This window comes from Halomonas sp. AOP43-D1-4 (assembly GCF_052446175.1).
Classification (GTDB): domain Bacteria; phylum Pseudomonadota; class Gammaproteobacteria; order Pseudomonadales; family Halomonadaceae; genus Vreelandella; species Vreelandella citrativorans.
Genome location: NZ_JBQSVY010000006.1, coordinates 214,366 through 238,323, shown reverse-complemented (window position 1 = coordinate 238,323; position 23,958 = coordinate 214,366). Strand labels below are relative to the sequence as shown.

The window sequence follows — 23,958 nt, the reverse complement described above, 5'->3', positions numbered from 1 at the left end:
TAAAGAGCAGCTTCGAAATTATCTTAAGAGTAAGGCTGAGGAGGCGGATAACTTAGATTGGGTACCACGTTTTAAAGCTGTATTTGATGTTTTAGAAACAGCGTTGGAAAAAAGAAATAAAAAAATATACGAATAAACATCAACTATAAGAAGGCGCAAGCATAATAGATGTGTGTTTATGATTCTATGAGCTCATGGTTTCAGCTAAAATTTTTTAGCCTTTTATTTAGGTGTGGGCTTTTAAAATTTATGCTTATGCCCGATATTTAGTAGAATCAGGAGAAAGCGCGAAGTGGTCTGTGTGCTTCACGCTCTGTAACCATTGTTAGGACACTATGCTGCTTATCAGATTTAAACAGTTCTAATATAGGGTTGAAGTAATAAAAAATGCCTTGGGCTTTTACCAAGGCATTTTTAATAGCAATATTTAAGAATTTAAAACGGCTTTATCAATCAATCCTTCTTCTTGGCCGCCTTTTTACTACTTTCAGCTTGGCTATTATCTTTAGCAGCACCACCACCCGGAAAATGCGCCCGCACCAACTCTAACAACCCTTGGGTCGAGGCATCAAAGTCGGCTGCGTTAGTGTCGATGCGTTCGCTGATTTCACCGGCAATGCGCTTGCCTAGCTGAACACCCCATTGATCAAACGAGTTGATGTTCCAGATCACGCCTTGAACAAAGACCTTGTGCTCGTAGAGTGCGATTAGCGCGCCGAGATTGCGGGGAGTGAGTTCATCCAACAGTAATGTACTGGATGGACGGTTGCCGGGACAGCTGTAGGGGTCGTGCTGGCTTAACTCTTTACCGTCGCCCTGACTGCCTTCCATAAAAGCGTTGGCCTGGGCGAGCATGTTGGTTAATAGCGCAAAGTGGTGGTCTTCCATGCCAGGCTCCGGCTTGAGCGAGGCGATAAAGTCGATAGGTACGTAACGCGTGCCCTGGTGCAGCAGCTGGAAGAAGGCGTGTTGACCATTGGAGCCGGTTTGCCCCCATACAATCGGGCCGGTTTTATAGTTGACCGGGTGGCCGAAAATATCCACCGATTTGCCGTTGGACTCCATATCCAGCTGTTGCAGGAAGGAGGGCAGCTGGTTAAGTGCCTGGTCGTAAGGCACGATGGCTTGGGTTTCTGCGCCAATAAAATTGATATACCAGATGCCGATAAGTGCCATGAGTACCGGCATGTTCTCGGAGAAAGGCGCCTCAATAAAGTGGCGGTCCATCTCGTGGGCACCTTCCAGCAGCTCAATAAACCCTTCAAAACCGATAGATAACGCAATCGGTAAGCCGATTGAGGACCACATGGAGTAGCGCCCACCCACCCACGCCCAGAACTCGAACACGTTCTCTTCACGAATGCCGAATTCCATAGCCGCTTTGCGGTTGGTAGAAGCGGCTACAAAGTGGGCACCTACATCCGCGTCGCTTCCGGCGTTCTCCAGGAACCAGCGCCGCGCTGTTTTTGCATTGAGCAGCGTTTCCTGGGTGGAGAACGTTTTGGTCGAGACGATAAACAGCGTGGTGGCCGGGTCCAGGCGCGAAAGCACCTTCTGGATATGCGTGCCGTCCACGTTGGATACAAAGTGAAAGTGCATCTCTGGGTGGCGATATTTAAGCAGCGCGCGCACCGCCATGTTAGGGCCAAGGTCCGAGCCGCCAATCCCGATATTAACGACATCCTTGATCGGCTGGCCGCTGTAACCTTTCCATTCGCCGCTGCGTACCGTTTCAGAAAACTGTTTGATCTGTTCGCGGGTGCGGGTAATTTCCGGCATGACGTCTTCGCCATCGACGTACACCGGTTCATCACTAAGGTTACGCAGTGCGGTATGTAGTACCGGACGGTTTTCGGTAACGTTGATAATATCGCCAGAAAACATTTGTGCCCGGCGCTGCACCAGCGCGGAATGGTCAGCAAGCTCTATCAGTTTGGCGAGCACTTCGTCGGAAACATGATGCTTTGAATAGTCCAGAAACAGGCCGCCTACCTTGAGGTTCATCTTCTCAAAGCGCTTCGGGTCGTTAGTGAAGTAGTCCCGGATGCGGTCGTTATGGGTTTTGTCGCGCAGGCGTTCAAGCGCCTGCCCCGTAACGCTACGGGTGAGTTGAAACATAGAGCGCGTGTCCGTTGTTGTTGAGTAGCAAATATTAACTGGGGTAAATGGCGGTGATATCGATTATGTAAAAATACTACATAAAAAAGCGATAAGGGCAACTATCCGTTGAGCGTGGCGATAAAACAGGTAATAAAACAGCAATGACGTCAGCAGCTTTTATACAGGGCTCAACACGAGCAGGCATTGCGCCTGCTCGTGTTGAGCTAACACTTAGCTGGCGACGGCCACTTGAGCGGCGCCGCGTTTAATAAAGGCGTAGCTCAGGCCAGTGATGAGTGAGCCTGCCACAATGGCGCCCAGGTAGAGCAGTGGCGGGGTGATTGCATTAGGAATCAGCAGGACGAAAATACCCCCGTGCGGGGCCATTAATTGGGCACCCACCAGCATCGAAAGTGCACCCGTAACGGCGCCCCCAGCGATACAAGCGGGAATAACGCGCAGCGGATCTTTGGCCGCGAACGGAATCGCGCCTTCACTAATAAAGCACAACCCCAGTACGAACGAAGCCTTGCCGGCTTCACGTTCCGGCTCGGAGAACTTATTGCGTGCCACGAAGCTTGCGATACCCATGCCAATGGCCGGTACCATGCCTGCCGCCATAATCGCGGCCATGGGGCCGTAGGTACCTGAGGCCAAGAGGCCCACACCAAAGGTGTAGGCCGCCTTGTTAACCGGGCCGCCCAAGTCAAAGCACATCATGGTGCCCAGCAAAATACCCAGTAATACAGCATTGGTGGAGTCCATCGACGCCAGGAAGTTGGTTAACGCATTAAGCAGCGCGGCAACCGGTTCGCCCACGATGTAAATCATGACCAGGCCTGTCACAAGGCTCGCGATCAGCGGAATAATCAGGATGGGCTTAAGTGACTCGATGCTCGAAGGCAGCTTCACATGGCGAGTGACCGCAAGGGCTACGTAACCGGCTAGAAAGCCTGCCAGAATACCGCCAATAAACCCCGAGCCAATGTCCGCCGCCAGCATGCCGCCAATCATACCCGGCGCAATACCAGGGCGGTCGGCAATTGAGTAAGCGATATAGCCTGCTAATACCGGAATCATCAACGCAAACGCGGTGCCGCCGCCAATCTGCATTAACGCAGCGGCCAGGGTGCCTTCCTGCTCGAACGCCTCGATGCCGAACATAAACGACAGGGCGATTAGTAGCCCGCCCGCCACTACCATGGGCAGCATAAACGACACGCCGGTGAGCAGGTGTTTATACACGCCTTTCTCTTTCAGGCTTTTGCCATCGTTTGAAGCCGTATTAGCCGTGCCTGCACTTTCCACACTGGCCTGGGTTAGGGCGTTTTCAATCGTTGCCTGGGATTTTTTAAGCGCCGTACTGGTCGAGGTGCGGTACACGCGTTTACCGGAAAAACGCGTTGGATCAACTTCAATATCGCAGGCCAGAATGACAACGTCGGCGGCGGCGATTTCGTCTTCCGTTAGCTTGTCCTGGGCGCCGACTGAGCCTTGGGTTTCCACTCGAATTGAGTGGCCCATGGCGTTGCCCGCCTCAGCCAGCGCTTCTGCGGCCATAAAGGTGTGAGCAACACCGGTGGGGCAGGCGGTAACGGCCACAATGGTTTGGCCGCCTGCAGCGGCTGGCGCTTTTGTTTGAGGGGTAGCAACCGGGGCGCTATATAATGGCGCTTCGCGTTTAGCGGTGGTTAAAAACGCGTCCGGGTCAGGCAGCGCTTGAGCAATCGGTGCCTGGTAAAGGCGTTTGCCTTCAAATCGCTCCGGTGCGGGTACATGCTCGGCGGCTACGACAATTAAATCGGCATGGGCAATTTGTTCGGCATTGGCGGTCTCGACCGGTGCCAGTTCTCCGTGCATTTCTACATGGACTTTCCAACCCAAGCGCTGAGCGGCTTGTTCAAGGCGTCGGGCAGCCAAAAAAGTCGTTGCCATGCCGCTGGGGCAGGCGGTAATTAGAATAATATTCATTGTGACGTTCCCTCGGTGCGGCTGGCGTGCAGGCGCTGGACCTGAGTATGTTGTAGGAGTACGGCAAAGTCGTCCGCGTGGGCATTGCCCACGCCAACATGGCGAACAGATTCGGCGGAAAGTGCCGTGGCAAAACGCAGTGTTTCTTCGTCACTTTGCTGGCTGAGCACGCCGTGGAGCATGCCAGCCACAAAGGTATCGCCGGCACCCACGGTATTGGCTGCCTGAACGCGGGGCGGCGTTGACTGCCAGGTGCCCTTGGCGTTTACCCAAATAACGCCGTCGGCCCCGGCAGAAAGTAGCGCTTGGCCAATACCTGCCTGATAAAGGCGGCAGGTGGCGCTTACTCGCTTGGCGTGATCATCCAGTGCCTCACCGGCCCAGTGGGCAAGTTCCAATTCATTGGGTTTAACGGCTTCGGGGGTTACCTCAATAGCGCACAGCAGGGCGTCGCCACTGGTATCCACCCATAACGGCACGCCGGTGGCTTTTAGCTCAGTCAGCAACGTGGCAAAACTTGTCAGGCTTAAGCCAGGGGGTAGGCTACCTGCCACAAGAATGGCATCGGCAGGCTCAGCGTTTAGCTGCTGTTTAATGCGGTTCAGAAGCGCGGCGACTTGCGTGGCGTCTACGCCGATACCGGGGCCGTTAATGTCGGTCACCCGGCCGCTTTTTTCCGCCAGCTTGGCATTAATACGGGTTTCCCCCGGCACGCGGACAAAGGCATCCGTAACGCCCAGCTGGGTAAACGCCCGTTGGAAGGGGCCATCGTTATCGCGCCCGAGAAATCCGCTCACCACCACGTGATGGCCCAGCGAGGCCAGCACTCGTGCAACGTTAACGCCTTTGCCCGCGGCTTCCAGCTGCGCGTTCCTGGGGCGGTTAACCGTGCCCAGCGTTAACTCTTCAAGATCAAACGCCAAATCCAGCGCCGGGTTGAGCGTAACGGTAATAACCCGGGCCATTAGTGTGCCTCCAGCGCGTCGCGCACAGCGGCGCTGGTCGCCTGGCTTAGGGCCAGTTGCGCACTGGCTTGGGCATCGGCCAGATCGAACTCACGCAGGCGAGCTTTCACCAGCGGAATTTGCCGGGCGCTAACTGAAAGCTCATCAACGCCTAACCCAACCAATACGGGAATAGCCGCCGTATCCGAGGCCAGCTCACCGCAAACGCCGACCCATTTGCCTTGGGCATGAGCGGCGTCAACGGTCATCTGGATCAAACGCAGAACCGCCGGGTGTAGGCCATCTGCCTGGGCAGAGAGCTCTGGATGACCGCGGTCAATCGCCAGCGTGTACTGGGTTAAGTCGTTGGTGCCAACCGAGAAGAAGTCCACCTCGGCGGCAAGCGTTGGTGCCAGCAATGCGCTGGAAGGGATCTCGATCATCACGCCTAGCTGCACGTCGTTTGCGCGCTCATCCGCGGGAATTTCCGCAAGCAAACGGTCAAAAATGGCTTTGGCGGCGTGAAATTCAGCCACGTCCTTGACCATTGGCAGCATAATCCGCAGCGGCCTGGGCGTCTCTTCTGAACCCGCTACCGGGGCGGCTGCTATTAGAAGCGCGCGCAGTTGGGTTTCGAGTACGCCGGGCTCGGTTAACGCCAGGCGAATGCCACGCAGACCCAAAAACGGGTTGTCTTCCTGGGGGACTGGCCAGTAGGGCAGGGGCTTGTCGCCACCCACATCCAGGGTGCGCGCCACTAGCGGGCGGCCGTTCAGGGCGTCGATGGCCTGCCGATACTCGGCGGTTTGCGTGGCAAGGTCGGGGGCGCTTGAGTGGGCCATAAACAGGAACTCAGTGCGCAGCAGGCCAACGCCCTCGGCACCACGTTCAACCGCATCTTCTGCATGAGCGGTGTTGCCCAGGTTAGCAGCCACCTCCACGTAGTGGCCGTCGCGGGTTTGGGCGCGTTCATAACGCCGCTCCCAAGCATCGGCTTCACGCGTCTGTAAATCAAGCAACTGCTGCTCGGCGCGGCGTAAGCGCTGCTCAGAAGGCGAAGGAATGACGCGGCCTCTTTCACCATCAAGAATCATCATGCTGGCATTGGCTAAGGCCATTACCGCTTTGCCGGCGCCCACCACCGCGGGTATGCCCAGCGCACGGGCCAAAATAGCGCTGTGGGCAGTGGCGCCGCCACGCTCGGTCAAAAGACCGCGCACGCGGGAGGTATCCAGGCGCGCTACGTCGGAAGGACCGATATCGTCCATCACCAGAATGTAGGGGTGGTTGGGTGGCTCGGGAAGTTGGGTGTCGCACAAAACACTCAGCACGCGGCGACCCACATCACGCAGGTCGGCGGCACGCTCAGCAAGCAGGCGGTCGGCAAGCATTTCTTGCGCGTGGGCGGCGGTTTCAATCGCTTCCCACCAGGCCGCCTCTGCTGAACGGCCTTCACGAATGGCATCTTCGGCGGCGCGGTGCAGCTCGGGGTCATCCAGCATCTCTTCATGCATGGAGAGGATATCGGCCACTTCGCCACCCGGCGCATTGCGCACCAGGGCTTCCAGCTGGGCAATGCCCTCCTGGATGGCATTGTGCAGCCGGGTCAGTTCGCGGTCGGGATTGTCAGCCTGTTCCGGGTAATCAAAGTGCTGAGGGCGAATAACAAACACCGGCGCAATCGCAAGCCCGGGGGAGGCCGCAATCGCCGTATGCGGTGTATCGGCTGTCAAAGGCGTAACGGTTTCCTCGTGAGCAGGGTGGGTCGCCAGCTGCTCTCGGCCGCTGTCAAAAGGCGCTACCTTTTCACCCAAGCCGCCTTCAATTGCATCCGCGACGTTGGCCAGTGCCTGTGGCGCTTCACTGCCTTCGCCAGAAAGTACCAGCCACTGGCCACGGCGTGCGCCCAAGCCGATGACTTTGGTCAGGCTCGCTGCGGAAACGCTGGCGGGGCTGCCTTCTTCCAGGCGAACGTTAATCGCAACGGCCTGTGCTCGAGCTACCTGCACCAACTGTTTAGCCGGACGGGCGTGCAGGCCGTGGGGATTTAATACCCGCACGCGCTGGGTATGCGTATTGGCTGTTTCACCTGCAAGCTGAGCCAGCACTTGGGCGGCATCTGCCTTTAGTAACGCGCGGCTTGGGGTGTTTTCGAGCACCTTCTGAAGTTGCTCCAACAGGGAGGTGTGCGCGCTTCCCTGTGCTGCCAGGCAAAACAGGCCGTGAACAGCATGGCCGTTCTCTTCCATGTGTGCTTCGACCGGTGTCGCCACGCCCAGCGCAGGCTGTTGGACGCCGCTGGCGCTGCTGGCAAGCCAAAAACCGTCGCCCAGCCAAACCGGCGGTTTCGCCGCAATATCGGCAATAAAGTGGTTATCTACGCAGCCACTTTGGCGTAAGCGGGCGGCCGCTGCCAGGGCCAGTTCCTGAACACTCTGTGCGGGAAACTGCAGGCAAAGCGTGTCGCTATCCAGTCTGGGCGCGGGGGCAGGTTTAGACAGCAGGCGAGCGACGTCCTCGGTGGAGCGGGCTGTGGCAAGCGCTTCAGCAACGCCGTCACGGTCCAGTACGTGCGTTAGGGCGCGCAAAATATCCAAATGTTCATCATTTTGTGCGGCAATCGTCACCAGTACATAGACGCGGTTGCCATCGTGCCATTCGATGCCTTCTGGAAATTGCAGTACTCGAACGCCAGTCCGCTTAACATGCTGGCGGCTTTCGGGCGTGCCGTGGGGAATGGCGATAGCATTACCCAGATAGGTAGATGACTGCGCCTCACGGGCATGCAGGCCCTCGCGATAGGCAGGATCAACCAGCCCCGCGTCAGCCAGTACCCGGGCGGCCTCATCCAGCGCCGCTTGCCAATTGTTGGCGTGGCGGTCAAGCAAGATGTCATTAGGACCGAGTGTGAGCATGCAATTCTCCTATAAGGACGAGTCCGGTAACGGCTCGACGGCGACGTAAAGGACACAAATGCCGAGTAACGGTATTGATCGATGCCTACCGTCTATGATGATAATGCTGAAACGATTCAGCTAAAGGCGCAAGGGGTGTGTTTTTAGACTTTGGTGGGGGTCTCGTCAAGGCGCTGTTACACTTTGCAGGCTTATAAGGAGAAAAAACATGACATTAGCCGATATTGCGCGGCTTGCAGGTGTTTCACGCACCACAGCCAGTTATGTCATTAATGGGCAGGCTGAACAGCGTCGTATCAGTACCGCCACGATTGAAAAGGTCATGAGCGTTGTTCGTGAGCATCAATATCAGATTGATCCACAGGCGGCGGCGCTGCGCCGAGGTGCCAGTCGGCTGATTGGTTTAATCGTGCCTGACCTTGAAAATATCAGCTATGCACGCTTGGCGAAGCGCTTGGAGCGTGGTGCGCGCGAGCAAGGATATCGGCTGCTGATTGTAAGCTCGGATGACTGTGCCGAAAGTGAGCGCGCTCTGGCGCTTGCCCTGCGCGCTCAGCGCTGTGAAGTACTGATTACTGCCAGCTGCCTGGCCGACGTTGACCCATTTTATAGGGAATTGGTGAGTGACGGCTGGGCCGTGGTGGGCATGGACCGAGGGCTGGATAGCCACTACTTTTCCAGTGTCGTTAGTGATGATCACGACGCCGCTGAGCGTTTAACGCTCTCGGTACTTAACCAGGATACGCGGCGAGTTGCCTGGCTTGATGCCATGCCTGAGCTGTCTATTAGTCGTGAGCGCCGGGCCGGTTTTGAGGCCGCGTTAAAAGATCGCGACATCGAGGAAGTGTATTTGAGTGCTGAGCGCTACGAGCGTAGTGAGGCGATGGAACTTGCCCAACAGCTGCTTAGCGAGCCCAAGGGGCTGGATGCACTGGTGACCGCATCGTATACCTTGATGGAGGGCGTTTTAGATGCGTTTTTAGAACGTGGAGGGCTTTCCAGGCATATCCGGCTTGCCACTTTTGGTGATCACCGCCTGCTGGATTTTTTGCCTCAGCCGATTAATTCGGTGCACCAGGATTATGATCGGATAGCAGAATTGACGCTTAACAGTGCGCTAAAAGCTGCCCGAGGCCAGGGGGGCGTCGGGCAGCAGGTCGTTAAGCGGCATCTTTTTCAGCGTGGGTAAGGGCGCTAAATCCTTAAGTTAAACCCTGGCGCTGGCCCAAGCGTTAGCATCGGGTATCGACATATCGTAGCGCTCACTTAGATAGGGCGATGAGAGCAGGAAGTCCGCGCTGGCTGCGTTGTTGGCGACAGGTACATTCCACAGCGTGGCAAGGCGTAGCAGTGCTTTAACATCGGGGTCGTGGGGCTGTGGCGCAAACGGGTCCCAGAAGAACACCAATATATCGAGCTCTTGCTCGGCGATGCGTGCGCCTATCTGCTGGTCGCCGCCTAGCGGCCCGCTCATTAATCCTTCAACGGTCAAGCCCAGTTGCTGAGTTAACCGGCCTGCGGTGGTGCCCGTACCCATTAAGTGATGCTGGCGCAGCGTCTCCTGCCAACGTTCCGCCCACTCCAGTAGTTCACTCTTTTTGCCATCGTGGGCGATAAGCGCAATACGCTTTTGAGCGGGTAAGGTACGTAGCGCTTGGCGAGGCGGTCGGGCATCGTTCATTGTTTATTCTCCTGATGTTTCCTGCTCAATAGCGATAATCTTCATGGTGTTGGTGCCGCCATGAGCGTTCATATGATCGCCGCGAGTCAGAATAATATGCCCACCCGGGCGCGCCAGGCCATAGGCTTTAAGCAATTTCAGCGCCTGCTGGTTTACTTCAGTGGGCTCCATTTGGGTGGTGTTGAAGGGGAGCGATACCACGCCACGGTAAAGTGCCATGCGGCGCTGGGCAACGGGACTATGCGCCAGGCCAACAATTGGCAGGCCAGAACGAATGCGCGAGGCAATCAGCGGTGTGTAACCGGTCGATGTCATGCAGGCAATCGCGCTAACGCCGGTTAAATGGTTCGCGGCGTACATGGCCGAAAGGGCGATGGTTTCATCCATGCGCTCAAAGCCTTCATGCATGCGGTGGCCAGACGACTGTGCCAGCCGCTCGCGCTCGGCGCCTAAGCAAACGCGGTCCATGGCTTCAACGGTTTCTACCGGAAATTCACCGGCTGCCGTTTCTGCTGAAAGCATAACGGCGTCGGTCGCATCCAGCACCGCATTGGCCACATCGAACACCTCGGCGCGTGTGGGCAGCGGGGATTCGATCATCGACTCCATCATTTGGGTGGCGGTAATCACGGCGCGGTTAAGCGAGCGGGCATGTTTGATGATGCGCTTTTGGGTGCCTATGAGTGCTTCATCACCAATTTCTACACCCAGGTCGCCACGCGCCACCATAACGGCTTCAGAGGCAATAATGATGCCGTCCAGCGTTTCATCATCCGCCACTGCCTCGGCACGCTCCAGCTTGGCGACCAGGCCAATCTCTTTGCCTTCTTCGCCCAGCAGTGCGCGTGCTTCCCGCATATCGTCTGCTGAACGCGGAAAGGAGACCGCCAGATAATCCACGCCGATTTCCACTGCCGTTTTTAAATCGGCCTTGTCTTTGTCGGTTAAGGCGGGAGCAGAAAGGCCACCGCCCTGTTTGTTGATGCCCTTGTTGTTGGAGAGCTTGCCACCCACATGAACACTCGTGTGTATTTCCTGGCCCGCAATGGAGGTCACATCCAGAACAACGCGGCCGTCATCCAGCAGTAACCGGTCGCCGGGGGCTACATCATCAATAAGTGATGGGTAGTCACAACCAACGCGTTCACTGTTGCCCGCATTGGTATCCAGCGCCATGTCTAGAATAAACGCTTCGCCTACTGATAAATGAATAGGGCCTTCAGCAAAACGCGCGATGCGAATTTTAGGACCTTGTAAATCGCCTAGTGCAGCAACACATTTACCTAAGCGCTGGGCGATATCGCGAACATCCTGTAGGCGTCGGCGATGATCATCGGCAGAGCCGTGGGAGAAGTTAAGTCGAACGACATCGACGCCTGCCGTGATCATCGCCTCAAGAATACTTGGCTGGTCGCTGGCAGGGCCTAGTGTGGCAACAATTTTGGTACGGCGAAGCGGCAAAGGTGAATTCGATAGGCTCATGAGCAGGCTCTCCTTAAATATTAAAAAAAAGCAAAAAACCAGTGTTGTCAGACGGCAAGGTGACTGCTTAATTGTCGGCGTGAAGTGTAGACGACCATAGTGATAATATAGTAATTTTACTACAAATAGGTTATTCAATAGCCAGTAAAGCAGCGTTGTAAGCGATTTTGTTCTTTTTAAAACGCTTTTGCGTGTCTTTTTGGTAATTTTTTTACTTGAATGAAGCCATCCACCACCGAGCATGAGGTGTCAGCATGACGATCAGAGTTGCTATTAATGGGTTTGGACGGATCGGCCGTAACGTCTTACGCGCCCTGTATGAAAACGATTACCGTGACAAAATTCAGGTAGTGGCGATTAATGACCTTGGCGATCCTTCGCTAAATTCGCATTTACTACGCCACGATACGGTGCATGGGCATTTCCCCTTCACTGTAGAGCACGACGCAGAAAGTATCAGCGTTGACGGCGACCGGATTGCGATCTCTTCCGAGCGCGACCCTGCCAGCCTCCCTTGGGCATCCATGAATATCGATTTGGTCATGGAGTGCACGGGGCTGTTTACCAAACGTGAAGCCGCTGCCAAGCATTTGGAAGCGGGCGCTAAACGAGTACTGATTTCGGCACCCAGCCCGGATGCGGATGCAACGATTGTTGTCGGTGTTAATGATGACGTGCTGACTGCTGAGCATAAGGTTGTCTCCAATGCCTCCTGCACGACTAACTGCCTGGCACCGGTCGCCAAAGCGCTGAACGACACTATAGGTATCGAAAACGGCCTGATGACGACCGTTCACGCCTATACCAATGACCAGAATCTTTCGGATGTTTATCATACCGACCCGTACCGCGCACGCAGCGCCACTCACTCCATGATCCCGACCAAAACCGGAGCCGCAGCTGCGGTGGGTTTGGTTCTGCCTGAGCTGGAAGGTAAACTGGATGGGCTGGCCGTGCGCGTACCGGTGATTAACGTGTCGCTGGTGGATCTAACCTTTAACGCAGGGCGCGATACCAGCAAGGAAGAGATCAACCAGATCCTCGAAAAGGCCGCTGCCAACTCGAGCGTACTGGCTGTCAATGCTCAGCCGCTGGTATCCATCGACTTTAACCATGATGCGCATTCATCAACGTTTGATGCCAATCACACCCGTGTGAATGGTCGCTTGGTAAAAGTAATGGCGTGGTACGACAACGAGTGGGGTTTCTCCAACCGTATGCTGGATACCGCCATTGCGATGCAGGCAACCGCAAAATAGTTATTTTTGAAGTGCGCTGTTAATGTTTGATTTAAAGGCCGAAAATTTATTTTCGGCCTTTATTTTTAATAAAAAGAATCTTTTTTTTAATAGGACTGCATCCAAAACGTCTTCTCGCGTGTATCCCCTATACAGCCACCATTTACGGCGGTTGATAATAATCCTCAAGGAGACTGAAAATGACCATTCATCATTTCACGCGTACCGCACTAGGCGCAGCGCTGATCGCATCCTTCAGTCATGCCGCTTTGGCCGAAACGCCAGCGGATGTCCAGGTTCCGGACGGTAATACCGTAGCACTTGAAACTATAGGTGTGGGCGCGATTACCTATATGTGTGAAATCAATGATTCCGGCGATATGGCGTGGGTCTTTAAAGGTCCTCATGCCGCGCTAAATGCTACCGATGGTAGCCAGGTAGGTAGCTACTACGGCCCCCCCGCTACATGGGAAGCACTGGATGGCTCTAAAATCACTGGCACCCAATTAGCGACCGCACCCAACGGTGACGACAATATTCCTCTACAACTGGTAGAGGCCAACCCTGCTGAAGGTGAAGGCGCGATGAAGGATGTTAGCTACATCCAGCGCTTGAATACTGAAGGTGGCGTGGCGCCAGATGTTGCTTGTAATAGCGACCACGACGGCGCTACTGCAGTCGTTACTTACCAGGCTGACTATGTTTTCTGGAAGGCTGAATAAGCAGTAACAGGTTAATTCAAGTTACGCCAAGGGCTCGTTTGTTATGCCCTTGGCGGCTATGCTGTCTGGATGTGCGACAAGTGGAATTGACGCGTCACCAGGGAGCCCAGGTGTGACAGACGTAACCAGCGAATTTGACCATGTTGCCGTGCTTGCACGTTGTGCCCGCGGTGACCAGGACGCTCTTCACCAGCTCTATTTGCACGAGGGCGCCGCACTATTAGGAGTTGTGATTCGAATCGTCAAGGATCGTGGCATGGCCGAAGATATTGTCCACGATGCCTGCCTGAATATCTGGCAGCGTGCCGATAGCTTTGACCCTACCAAGGGGTCGCCCCAGACATGGATTTTTAGTATCGCACGGCATCTTGCCCTTAACGCGATTCGCTACCGGGGGCGTGAAACCAATGTCGATCATAATGACCCCGCCGAGTGGGAGTATGATGAAGCGTTCCAACTGGCGTCACCTGCTGAGGAGGCCTATGACTGGCAAACAGGCCAGCGCATGGATGAATGCCTCGAACAGCTTGAAACAGAACGGCGCAACTGCGTACTCCACGCCTATGTGGACGGCCTAAGCCATGCGGAAATTGCCGCCCACACGGGTGCGCCACTCGGCACGGTGAAAGCCTGGATTAAGCGCAGCCTGCTTCGCCTGCGGGAGTGTATGGCATGACCCGTACCCACGCAGGTCAGTGATCAACAGTTTGCCTGTTTGGCGTGGTGCTGCCGGGCTTGGGCTTGCGGCGGCATTGGTGATGGGCGTTTTGCTCGCCACTGATACCCCAGTACCAACAACTCCCGAATACATGGTGGTGCTCATGGCGCCGCAAAATCAGTCGGCTGGCTGGGTGGTTCAAGCTTCCACACGGCAAAGCATTCAACTGATACCGCTGGGCACGTTTGAAGTACCAGAAGGTAAGGCGCTGGAGTTTTGGACCAAAGCGGACGATTGGCAAGCACCGGTATCATTGGGTTTGGTAACCCCGGGTGAGCCCATTAACGTCAATCTGAACGAGCTGCCGCCTCTTCAAGATAATCAGCTGTTCGAGCTAACCCTGGAAGAAGAAACAGGCTCGGCAACAGGCCTGCCCACCGGCCCTATCGAGTTCATTGGCCGGGCAGTGGAGATTTAATAAGAACTGCGTGATGGGGCTCCGGCGAAAGCCTGCGCCCATCAGCATGCCGCTACCTATCAATTATTGGGCAGCATCTCCAAGCCCCGGCCTCGCGTGAGCCACCGCGATAACAGCACCCGACAGGGCGGCGATCAAACCCAGCCCAAGCGCCCCGGGCTTTAGAGTTCATTCTCCATCGGGTGGCGGCATCAGTGGGGGTATCCAGTGGTAGCGGCAGGTGCTATCAAGCACGTAGAGTGTGTTTATAGCGAAATAAAAGCGCGTCGAACCGCTCCAAAAATATTTTATTGTAGTAAAATTACATTAAATATTGCGCATGATGCCTTTTTTTAGATAAATTTTAGGTAATCTAACCACGTAGATGGTCGTGGATAATAAATAGGAGCAGAGATGAGCCAGTCATATGCCTCCCCAGGCGCCCCATTAGGTGAACGTGACCATGCCATTGATCTAGCGCTTTTCGGGGCGTTGGGCGACCTCGCCATGCGCAAGCTGTTTCCTGCTTTATATCATCTTGACCGTGAAGGCCTGATGCCTGAAAGCACCCGCATTATGGGGCTGGCGCGTCAGGAGCATGATGTGGCGTCGTTCAGGCAGCTGGTTGGCGGCGCATTGCGTAAACGGCTCAAAAGCAGCGAGCTAGAGGACTCAAGCTTTGAGCGCTTTCTAAATCGTCTGGATTATCGTCAGCTCGACTTTTCAACAGCAGGGGGCTTTGAAGCCATTCGCGAATGGCGAGAAGGCTCAAAACAACCGATGGTGGTGTACCTTTCTGTTGCCGCGCGTATTTATGGCGATATTTGTCACCATCTTCAGGCCAGTGGAAGTCTGGACGAAGACTCCCGCGTCGTTGTTGAAAAACCGATTGGCTACGATCTGACATCGTCTGAACAGATCAACAATGCCATTGGTGCTGTATTTCCTGAGTCACGGGTATACCGCATTGACCACTACTTGGGTAAAGAAACGGTTCAGAACCTGATTGCGCTGCGCTTTGCCAATCCGCTCTTCGGCACTCAGTGGAACCAGAATCATATTTCCCACGTTGAGATTACCGTGGCCGAAAAGGTCGGTATTGAGGGGCGTTGGGGCTATTTTGATGATGCAGGCCAACTGCGTGACATGGTGCAGAACCACCTGCTGCAGCTGTTATGTCTGATCGCCATGGACCCGCCCTCTAACCTGGATGCGGATGCCATTCGTGATGAAAAGGTAAAAGTGTTGAAAGCGCTGAAACCTTTTACAGGGGAGGCGCTAGGGCGCGATGTGGTACGCGGGCAATATATTGCCGGCACCAGCGATGGCCAAGCGGTGCCTGGTTACCTGGAGGAAGAGGGCGCTAATACCCAGAGCCAGACGGAAACCTTTGTTGCGATGAAAACCGAGGTGTCTAACTGGCGTTGGGCGGGTGTGCCTTTTTATCTTCGCACCGGTAAGCGGATGCCCGAAAAGCTTTCGCAAATTGTGATCCATTTCCGCCAGCAGCCGCACTATATCTTTGATCCGGACCAGCGCGATATTGCTTCCAACAAGTTAATTATTCGCCTTCAGCCGGAAGAGGGAATTGCCCTACAAGTACTTACCAAAGACAGTGGCCTGGATAAAGGCATGCGTTTGCGCCCAGGGCCCTTACATCTTGATTTTAATAGTGCCTTCCCTAAATCACGTATTCCCGATGCTTATGAGCGCCTCTTGCTTGAAGTCATGAAGGGCCAGCAGTATCTGTTTGTACGCCGTGATGAGGTGGAGCACGCTTGGCGCTGGTGCGATCAGTTAATTGCTGGTTGGCAGAGTCGTGAAACCCCACCGAGGCGTTATCCGGCGGGCTCCTGGGGGCCGGTTGCCTCCATTGCGATGATTACCCAGGATGGCCGCAGCTGGTACGAGGATTATTAACATGAGCCAACAACGTCAAAAGCTGGCGGAACAGCTAGCCGAAGCGGTCGCGCAGGCCTTGAGTGAAGATCTAGACCGCCAGGAGCGCGTGCTTCTGGTCGTGTCCGGTGGCTCGACCCCGGTGCCTTTTTTTAAAGCCCTGGCTGCCAAGCCGCTAGCCTGGTCGCGTATCGATATCACGCTGGCAGATGAGCGCTGGGTGGATGAACAAAGCAGCGACAGCAACGCCAGGCTGGTGCGTGAAAACCTGCTGCAAGGCGCTGCCGCTGCGGCGCGTTTCGTGCCCCTAACCGCAGAAGCTTCAACGCCGGAAGAGGGCGTCGCGGCGGTAGCCGAACAGACCGCATCGCTTAGCTGGCCAGCCAGCGTGGTGATACTTGGTATGGGCGGGGATGGCCATACAGCCTCGCTGTTCCCGGATAGCCAGGAACTCGGGTTAGCGCTTTCTACGGATGAGCCGTTGGTCGCGGTAAGAACCCCCAGCCAGCCACAGCCGCGGATTACCTTTTCAGCTTCCCGGCTACACCAGGCACATCGGCATATTTTACATATTACCGGTGACGATAAGCGTGCCGTACTGGCCAATGCCTTGAACGGCGATGATGTGCGGCAACTGCCAATACGTGCCTTTTTGTCATGCCCCTTGGCTATTTACTGGGCACCTTAACAATCAATTAATAATAGATTTCCGGAGACTTACGATGTCGATAGATAAACAGTTACCTTCAACGCGCACCGCTGAACTTGACAGCATTTGCCTTAAAGCGGAAGTGATTCCGGTGATCACCATTGATCGCCTTGAAGATGCCGTGCCGCTTGGAAAGGCCCTGGTAGAGGGCGGTTTAACAGTTCTCGAAGTCACCCTGCGTACCGACTGTGCGTTGGAAGCCATTAAGCGCATGCGTGAAGCGTTACCCGGAGCAAGCATTGGTGTGGGTACCGTACTCACCCCTGCTCAATATCGCCAGGCCGAAGAAGTAGGTGCTGATTTTGTCGTAACGCCGGGCACGACCGAGGCACTTTATCGTTACGGTATCGAAAGCTCAGTACCCATGCTGCCGGGCGTTTCGACCATATCCGAGCTGATGACCGGCTGGCAGTTCGGTTATCGCCGCTTCAAGTTCTTCCCGGCGGAGTCCAGCGGTGGCGTTAAAGCACTCAAGGCCTTTGGTGCTCCGATCCCTGGCGCGAAATTTTGCCCCACGGGCGGCATCACGGTCGAGAATGCGGCATCCTACCTGTCACTGCCCAACGTCATGTGCGTAGGTGGCTCCTGGCTCACGCCCGCCAGGTTGGTTGAAGCCGAAGATTGGGAAGGCATTCGCAAATTAGCTCAGGAAGCCGCCGAACGTTTTCATCATTAATGGAGCGCCTGGATTGGTACGCCCAAAGCTATTTCAAGGGCTATTGCAAAGACTATTTCAAGGGCTATCCACAGGTCTAGGCGATTTCTAAAGGTCTTCCTGTCCAATCACCGGGCAACGTCATGTTGCCCGGTTTTTTATGCAAAATAACACGTTAGGTAAGACCAAAGGGGGATAAACGTTAATCCATCGCTCCGTTAGAATCTCTGCGGAAATATGTCAGACATTTATTCGCACTGCGCATGTACAACACGATGACTAAATAATGGAGCAAGCCAACATGCATATGCTGACCCTGGCGTCTTTCCTGTTTTTTACAGGGCTGGTCGCTTTTATTACGTGGCGTATCACACGCCGGGATGATCACTCCAGTACCACTGGTTATTTCCTGGCAGGGCGCTCGCTGACCTTCCCGCTGATTGCGGGTTCGTTGCTAATGACCAACCTCTCCACTGAGCAGATGGTAGGCCTAAACGGGGCTGCGTTTGCCGATGGGCTAAGCGTTATGGCATGGGAAGTCGTTGCAGTTATCGCGTTGGTCGCGCTGGCGCTGTTTTTCCTGCCGCGCTTTTTAAAAAGCGGTATTACTACACTGCCGCAATTGCTGGAAATCCGCTTTGATAAAGGCACCCAGCTGATCACCAACGTTATTTTCCTTATTGCCTATGCCGTTATTTTGCTGCCGATCATTCTCTATTCTGGTGCGATTGGCTTGCAGGGGATGCTGGACCTGCAAGGACTAACCGGTATTCAGTCATCAAGCACACTGCTTTGGCTAACCGTATGGATTGTGGGCATTATCGGTGCGATCTATGCCCTATTTGGCGGGCTACGTACGGTTGCCGTTTCCGACACGCTGAACGGTATTGGGCTGTTAGTGGGCGGTTTTGTGGTCGTCTATTTTGGCCTTCAAGCGGTGAGTGGCGGTACGGGCATCATGGAAGGCTGGAGCATTCTTAAGCAGAGCGACCCGGATAAGCTCAACTCGATTGGTGGCTCAGAGCAGCAGGTGCCGTTCTTCACGCTGTTTACCGGGGTCTTTCTGATTAACTTGTTTTATTGGAGCACGAATCAGCAGATTATCCAGCGAACGCTTGCCGCCAAAAACCTGGCCGAAGGCCAAAAGGGTGTGCTGCTGACAGGGCTTTTTAAACTGCTTGGCCCGCTGTATCTCGTGCTACCAGGTATTATTGCCTATAACCTGTATGCTGATCAGGGTGTGCAGGCTGATGAAGCCTATGGGCACTTAGTGTTTAACGTTCTACCGCCTTATTTAACGGGTTTCTTTGCGGCGGTTATGGTCGGGGCGATTCTGTCCTCGTTTAACTCCGCGCTTAACAGTACCACCACCATTTTCAGCTTGGGTATTTATAAAGGCGTGCTGAATAAAGACGCTACTGAGCAGGAGGTTGTTAAATCGGGCAAGATCTTTGGTTGGATCATGGCGATTATTACCATGATTATCGCGCCACTGCTGGCCGGGCAGGATAGTCTATTCGGCTACCTGCAGAAGATGAACGCCATTTACTTTATTCCTATTCTGGCTGTTGTGTTGGTGGGGCTACTGACTAAACGGGTACCTCCCATGGCCGCCAAAATAGCGCTGGTGGGCGGCTGTTTATTGATCGCTGCTGGTTACTTTGTGCCGCCATTTAATCTCTTGCCTGAGATTATGAATGAGTTCCACTTCGTCGCATTGGTGTTTGCCTTGTTAGTGGTGATGATGCTGGTGGTTGGCAAGCTACGTCCGCGCGAAACGGACTGGGTACAGGAGCATGTCGGCGGTGTTGATTTAACGCCCTGGAAAGGTGCACTACCCTCTGGTGTCGCGTTGATCATTTTAGTGATCATTATTTATATAAGCTTTGCTGGATGATTGTCGATTAGGCGCTGAAAGCTAGCGCTGTTAGCAATAGCGCTGTCATCAATAGCCCAGTAACAGAAAGGCCCCGTTAGTATCAACTAGCGGGGCCTTATCGTTTTAGCGGCTGTTGTTGAATTTATGCAAGCCGTAGCGGCGGTTCGGCGAGCCCGGCTATGTCGATTTGCACGGAAAATAGCGCGCCAGCGTTCGGCTCTTTGGCAAGCTGCTCTGAAGTGAAACCCTCTTGAGCCGTCGTGATATACAGCGTTTTAAGCTCTGGGCCTGCAAACACCGGGCAAGAGGGTTGGCTGGCTGATAGGTGCACTCGGCCAATAGTCTCACCGTCAGCGTTTAAGCGCACAACCTCGCCAGCACCCCAAAGCGCTAGCCATAGGCAGCCCTGGCTATCCATCACGGCGCCGTCGGGGCTGCCAATATGACCGGAAAAATCCGCAAAAGGCTCGGGTTCTCCGAGCGGCCAGCCTTGGTCATCCAGCGCCCAGCGCATCACAACGCCGGTTGGTGTATCCGTAAAGTAAGCGGTGGTGCCATCGGGTGAAAAGCACAGCGCATTAGGAATGCTAAGCCCGGTACGCAGTTGGCTAAGCGTGCCGCGATGCAGTCGGTAGAGGCTGCCCGCCTGGTGCTCAGCCTGTTTTCCCATGCTTGAAAACCACAGGCTGCCATGCCTGTCCACACGTGCGTCATTGCTGCGCGTAACAGGGTTATCGGCTTCAACATCGGCAAAGTGGGTAATGTTGCCGCTTTCAGGGTCGAAGTGGCTCAATGAGCGCTCACCCACTAGTAGCAGGCGGCCATCCTCAAGCGGCGCGGCCAGAGAAACCATATCGTCTAGCGCTACATGATCATGCTGCTGGCTGGTGTGAGAGAGCCAGTGCAAGCGCTTGCCAATAATATCGCACCAGTAAAGCCGTCCGCTGCTGACTTGCCACTGCGGGCCTTCTCCAAGCAGGCAGCCACTATCTACTGCGACAGTTGCCTGCCATGTGGGTAATGACATTACTCTTCTCCGGCTTTTTTCCAGGCGTTAACTAACGCAATCGCCTGCTGGGCAACCGCCTTGGCGCTTTGCCCGGGTTTATAAAGTGCGCTGCCCAGGCCAGCACCATCTACACCGGCTGCTCGCCAAGCGGCGAAGTTATCGATTCCAACACCGCCTACGGCGTACAAACGAGTGCCTTCAGGCAGTACGGCGCGTACGGCTTTCATACCTTCCAGCCCGACCTGAACGGCAGGAAAAAGCTTAAGCCCTGTCGCGCCAGCGTCAAGTGCATCGAATGCTTCGGAAGGGGTAACAATGCCTGGCCAGCTCGCCATCTCAAGACGGTGCGTTTCTTCAATCACGCTGGGGCGACAATTAGGCGAGACAATTAAACGCCCACCAGCGGCATGAACGTCTCGCACTTGTGCGGGGGTAAGCACGGTGCCCGCGCCAATGACCGCCTGCTCGCCAAAAGCGTTGACTAAGCGGCGAATGCTCTCTAGTGGCTCCGGCGAGTTAAGTGGCACTTCAATCTGGGTGATGCCTGCGTTAAGCACCGCATCAGCAACGTCGATAACGTCATCGGGCGTTACGCCTCGCAAAATTCCGATCAGGGGTAACGTCATAGAGCTCTCTCTGCATTATTTGTTAGCGCCTGGTGGGCGAGTCGAAGACCTGCCAGTACGGCGGTGTCGCCCTCAACGTGATGGGTCTGAAAGCCGAGCGCATTAAGGGCCAAATGGTAACGATGACAAAGCGCTGGATTACCAATCAAGGTAACCGTTTCAGCGGTGGATAATGATTGGCAGGCGCCCGCTAGCTCAAGGCCAATCGCAAGGCCAGAAAGCCGTGCCGAGAGCACGCTTGCCCGGGTGTTACCCATGGGCAGGCGGCTATCCAGTAAATCCTGCGCCCGCAGGCCGAACAGGCGGCTGCTAAATGTCTCTGGGGCTGCGCTTATCTCGCTGACGGCGGCGATGAACGCATCACGGCAGGCGGGCTCGTTTAGCGCATCGCTGCCAATGGAGTGCTTTAGAACCGACTGAGTCGCCAGCAGTTGATAAAGCTCGCCTGTTAGATAGGTGGTGAACTGTATTACCGCGCCTGACTCAATGCTCGCCCATTTGGAGTGGGTGCCCGGCAGGCAGACCCGGCCTGAAAAATCGGGCGCTTCGGCCGCCAGGCCAGCAAGCTGGGTCTCTTCTCCGCGCATGACATCAAAATGCTGAGCCGCGCTGTGGGTTTGGCTCAGACCGGGCAGCAGATGCACACGCAGCTGGCCACCTACCAGCCGAGGCATCACCGCGCCATGGCTAAGCTGGTCAAGCGAGATAGGCACCGGCAAGTAAGCGGCTTCCAGCCAGCCTTGTCGAGCGCCTGCCATGCCGCACACCATTACCGCTATTTGGCCGGCGGCAGGTAGCCAATCGCCCACCAGGCGCAACAGCTCAGCCTCGTATTCATCTGGCGTGAGCGAAAGCATGCCCTTATCGCTGCTGGCGTTGGCGATCACCTGGTCTTGCTTATCGAGCCCCCAAGCACGCAGGTTGCTTGAGCCCCAGTCTACCGCGATCCAGGCGAGCGTTTGCGGTAACGCATCAGAATCGGTACGCATGTGACGATATCTCCCCACGAATAAGGTTCTCCACTATTAAGAAAGCAGGGCTTACCACTCAGCGATAGAGCCGTCGTCGTGCGTCCATACCGGGTTGCGCCAGCGGTGGCCTGTTTTGGCGCGCTCTTCAACATAGGCTTCATCAATTTCTACGCCCAGGCCGGGGCCTTGGGGGATAGCGCAAAAACCGTCGGTGATACTTAGGGCTGTTTTGTCTACCAGGTAGTCCAGCACGTCATTGCCCTGGTTGTAGTGAATCCCCATGCTTTGTTCTTGAATGAAGGCGTTATGGCAGACAGCATCCAGCTGAAGTGAAGCGGCCAGGGTTAACGGCCCAAGCGGGCAGTGGGGCGCCAGCGCCACATCGTAGGCAGAGGCGAGGGTGGCGATTTTCAGCCCTTCGCTAATGCCGCCACAGTGGGAAATATCCGGCTGGATAATGTCGATCATGCCATCGGCCAGCAGATCGCGGAACTGAAAGCGGGTATGTAAGCGTTCGCCGGTCGCCAAGGGGTAGCTCAACCCGCCCGCAATATCTTTCAAGCAAGGCAAGTGTTCCGGTGCAACGGGCTCTTCAACAAACATGGGATGGTAAGGCTCAAGCTCACGCAGTAATGCTTTGGCCATGGGGCGATGGACGCGGCCATGAAAGTCGATACCGATACCCACATCCGGCCCAACGGCCTCGCGCGCCTCACGCACTCGGGCCACGGCTTCATCGACCTTGCGATGAGAGTCGACGATTTGCATTTCGGGCGTGCCGTTCATCTTGAACGCGGTAAAGCCTTTTTCGACCAGTGCCTTGGCACCAGCGCCCACATCGCTTGGGCGGTCTCCCCCGGTCCAGGCATACATGCGCATTTTATCGCGCACCGCTCCCCCCAAGAGTTGGTGAACGGGAACACCCAAATCACGCCCTTTAAGGTCCCACAGTGCCTGGTCAATACCCGCAATAGCGCTCATCAAAATGGGGCCGCCGCGATAAAACCCGGCACGATAGAGCGTGTTCCAAAGGTGTTCGATCCGATGAGGGTCCTGGCCAATCAGGTAGTCGGAAAGTTCGTGAACAGCCGCTTCTACCGTTGCGGCACGGCCTTCGATGACCGGCTCGCCCCAGCCATAACAGCCTTCATCGGTTTCGATTTTAAGAAACAGCCAGCGGGGAGGGACTTGCCATGTTTTAAGACGCGTAATTTTCATACGATGTAATCCTCACGGTTAGCCGAGTGGGTACGGCAAACGTTATTGCAGAAGTTGGTTTCAGCCCAGCTAGACGATGCCCAGGTCGATAGCGGTGCGCCGCAATACCTCGCGCGCAGCGGTGTCGGCCGCGTTAATGTCGCCGGCTTTAATCGCATCCAGTACGTGGCGGTGCCGGGTCAAACTGTCGTCGAGTGTTTTAATATCGTGTTGCGAGCGATATACCAGCGCCATGATTGAAGGGCGTAATAAATGGCCCATTTGCCGCCACACCAGGTTATGTGTCGCTTGGTAGATCACATCGTGAAAGGCAACATCGAACTCAATGTGCTGGGCGCGCGCGTCAGGATTGCCTGCCGAACAGCGCATACCTTCAAACGCCGCTTCCAGACGTGTAATGTCATCACCGGTGGCCGCTTGGGCCGCTAATCTCGCAACCGTGGGCTCTGCTGAGAATCGAAAAGCGTAAATTGCGCGCACGAGCTGAGGGTCCAGGTTGACGAGCCCTGTCATCCATTCGCTCATCAATGGGTCCAGCAGGTGCCACTCACTCATTTCACGAACCAGCGTGCCTCGGCCCGCCGTGCGCTCTATAAGCCCGGCGGCCGTTAGGCTTGCTAATGCGTTGCGTACCTGATTGCGGCTGACGGCAAAGTGTTTGCCGATATCCAGCTCCTTGGGAAAGACGTCACCGGGCTGCCAGTGGCCGGTTAATAGCGCCCTGGCCAGTAAGCGTGCCAAGTGTTCAGCGCCACCGTGGTGGGCGGGCAGGGTATCCAGCGTCATGGGATGTCTCTATGAATGACGGTAATAGCGTGAGCTTA

At 55.3% G+C, this 23,958-nt stretch carries 20 protein-coding genes; 9 read left to right on the top strand and 11 right to left on the bottom strand.

From position 1 onward, the window contains the following. Positions 1–453 precede the first annotated feature (453 nt). From pgi to ptsP, 4 genes are all read right to left on the bottom strand, one after another. Positions 454–2,118, bottom strand: coding sequence for a glucose-6-phosphate isomerase (gene pgi, locus ACT3RQ_RS08810; RefSeq protein WP_444680341.1), 1,665 nt, complete (start codon positions 2,116–2,118; stop codon positions 454–456). 213 nt (positions 2,119–2,331) lie between these two features. Continuing rightward, entirely contained in the window at positions 2,332–4,071 is a 1,740-nt protein-coding gene (locus tag ACT3RQ_RS08805) for a PTS fructose-like transporter subunit IIB (protein WP_444680340.1), read from the bottom strand. Next, the gene (gene pfkB, locus ACT3RQ_RS08800; RefSeq protein WP_444640593.1) at positions 4,068–5,036 is read right to left on the bottom strand and encodes a 1-phosphofructokinase; all 969 of its coding nucleotides are present in this window, start codon (positions 5,034–5,036) and stop codon (positions 4,068–4,070) included. The genes ACT3RQ_RS08805 and pfkB overlap by 4 nt, the downstream gene beginning before the upstream one ends. Further along, a complete protein-coding gene (gene ptsP, locus ACT3RQ_RS08795; protein ID WP_444640591.1) occupies positions 5,036–7,930 on the bottom strand; it encodes a phosphoenolpyruvate--protein phosphotransferase in 2,895 nt (964 codons plus the stop codon). Before ptsP ends, pfkB begins: the two co-directional genes overlap by 1 nt. Positions 7,931–8,138: 208 nt before the next feature. Between ptsP and cra the strand changes: the two genes are divergently transcribed. Then, entirely contained in the window at positions 8,139–9,119 is a 981-nt protein-coding gene (gene cra / locus ACT3RQ_RS08790) for a catabolite repressor/activator (protein WP_444640589.1), read from the top strand. Between the two features lie 18 nt (positions 9,120–9,137). On the opposite strand, the gene ACT3RQ_RS08785 is transcribed toward cra, so the two are convergent. Together ACT3RQ_RS08785 and pyk are read right to left on the bottom strand one after the other, a co-directional pair. Further along, the gene (locus ACT3RQ_RS08785; RefSeq protein WP_444640587.1) at positions 9,138–9,611 is read right to left on the bottom strand and encodes a methylglyoxal synthase; all 474 of its coding nucleotides are present in this window, start codon (positions 9,609–9,611) and stop codon (positions 9,138–9,140) included. Positions 9,612–9,614: 3 nt separating this feature from the next. Continuing rightward, positions 9,615–11,093: a pyruvate kinase gene (gene pyk / locus ACT3RQ_RS08780; protein ID WP_444680339.1), complete on the bottom strand. Its 1,479-nt coding sequence runs from the start codon at positions 11,091–11,093 to the stop codon at positions 9,615–9,617. A 254-nt stretch (positions 11,094–11,347) separates the two neighbouring features. On the opposite strand from pyk, the gene gap reads away from it, so the two are divergent. The 8 genes from gap to ACT3RQ_RS08740 all read left to right on the top strand — a co-directional run bounded on the left by gap (position 11,348) and on the right by ACT3RQ_RS08740 (position 19,328). Continuing rightward, complete coding sequence (gap, locus tag ACT3RQ_RS08775) at positions 11,348–12,352, top strand: type I glyceraldehyde-3-phosphate dehydrogenase (protein ID WP_444680338.1); 1,005 nt, start codon at positions 11,348–11,350, stop codon at positions 12,350–12,352. A gap of 179 nt (positions 12,353–12,531) precedes the next feature. Beyond that, positions 12,532–13,053 (top strand): DUF3455 domain-containing protein, encoded by a 522-nt coding sequence (locus ACT3RQ_RS08770; RefSeq protein ID WP_444680337.1) that lies wholly within the window; start codon positions 12,532–12,534, stop codon positions 13,051–13,053. Positions 13,054–13,165: 112 nt separating this feature from the next. Next, complete coding sequence (locus ACT3RQ_RS08765) at positions 13,166–13,729, top strand: sigma-70 family RNA polymerase sigma factor (RefSeq protein WP_444640581.1); 564 nt, start codon at positions 13,166–13,168, stop codon at positions 13,727–13,729. A 19-nt stretch (positions 13,730–13,748) separates the two neighbouring features. Continuing rightward, positions 13,749–14,189 (top strand): anti-sigma factor, encoded by a 441-nt coding sequence (locus tag ACT3RQ_RS08760; RefSeq protein ID WP_444640579.1) that lies wholly within the window; start codon positions 13,749–13,751, stop codon positions 14,187–14,189. A gap of 393 nt (positions 14,190–14,582) precedes the next feature. Next, complete coding sequence (zwf, locus tag ACT3RQ_RS08755; protein ID WP_444680336.1) at positions 14,583–16,088, top strand: glucose-6-phosphate dehydrogenase; 1,506 nt, start codon at positions 14,583–14,585, stop codon at positions 16,086–16,088. A 1-nt stretch (position 16,089) separates the two neighbouring features. Beyond that, a complete protein-coding gene (gene pgl / locus ACT3RQ_RS08750) occupies positions 16,090–16,755 on the top strand; it encodes a 6-phosphogluconolactonase (protein ID WP_441679274.1) in 666 nt (221 codons plus the stop codon). Positions 16,756–16,789: 34 nt separating this feature from the next. Beyond that, positions 16,790–17,452: a bifunctional 4-hydroxy-2-oxoglutarate aldolase/2-dehydro-3-deoxy-phosphogluconate aldolase gene (locus ACT3RQ_RS08745; protein ID WP_172118281.1), complete on the top strand. Its 663-nt coding sequence runs from the start codon at positions 16,790–16,792 to the stop codon at positions 17,450–17,452. 280 nt (positions 17,453–17,732) lie between these two features. Next, positions 17,733–19,328, top strand: coding sequence for a solute:sodium symporter family transporter (locus tag ACT3RQ_RS08740; protein WP_444631309.1), 1,596 nt, complete (start codon positions 17,733–17,735; stop codon positions 19,326–19,328). 124 nt (positions 19,329–19,452) lie between these two features. On the opposite strand, the gene ACT3RQ_RS08735 is transcribed toward ACT3RQ_RS08740, so the two are convergent. From ACT3RQ_RS08735 to ACT3RQ_RS08715, 5 genes are all read right to left on the bottom strand, one after another. After that, positions 19,453–20,337 carry an SMP-30/gluconolactonase/LRE family protein gene (locus ACT3RQ_RS08735; RefSeq protein WP_444680335.1) on the bottom strand — a complete coding sequence of 295 codons (885 nt, stop codon included), beginning with the start codon at positions 20,335–20,337 and terminating at the stop codon, positions 19,453–19,455. Then, positions 20,337–20,945, bottom strand: coding sequence for a 2-dehydro-3-deoxy-6-phosphogalactonate aldolase (locus ACT3RQ_RS08730; RefSeq protein ID WP_444680334.1), 609 nt, complete (start codon positions 20,943–20,945; stop codon positions 20,337–20,339). The genes ACT3RQ_RS08735 and ACT3RQ_RS08730 overlap by 1 nt, the downstream gene beginning before the upstream one ends. Further along, entirely contained in the window at positions 20,942–21,934 is a 993-nt protein-coding gene (locus ACT3RQ_RS08725) for a 2-dehydro-3-deoxygalactonokinase (protein WP_444680333.1), read from the bottom strand. The genes ACT3RQ_RS08730 and ACT3RQ_RS08725 overlap by 4 nt, the downstream gene beginning before the upstream one ends. Before the next feature lie 51 nt (positions 21,935–21,985). Then, the gene (gene dgoD, locus ACT3RQ_RS08720) at positions 21,986–23,134 is read right to left on the bottom strand and encodes a galactonate dehydratase (RefSeq protein WP_193055084.1); all 1,149 of its coding nucleotides are present in this window, start codon (positions 23,132–23,134) and stop codon (positions 21,986–21,988) included. A gap of 69 nt (positions 23,135–23,203) precedes the next feature. Continuing rightward, positions 23,204–23,920 (bottom strand): FadR/GntR family transcriptional regulator, encoded by a 717-nt coding sequence (locus tag ACT3RQ_RS08715; protein WP_441679278.1) that lies wholly within the window; start codon positions 23,918–23,920, stop codon positions 23,204–23,206. Positions 23,921–23,958 lie beyond the last annotated feature (38 nt).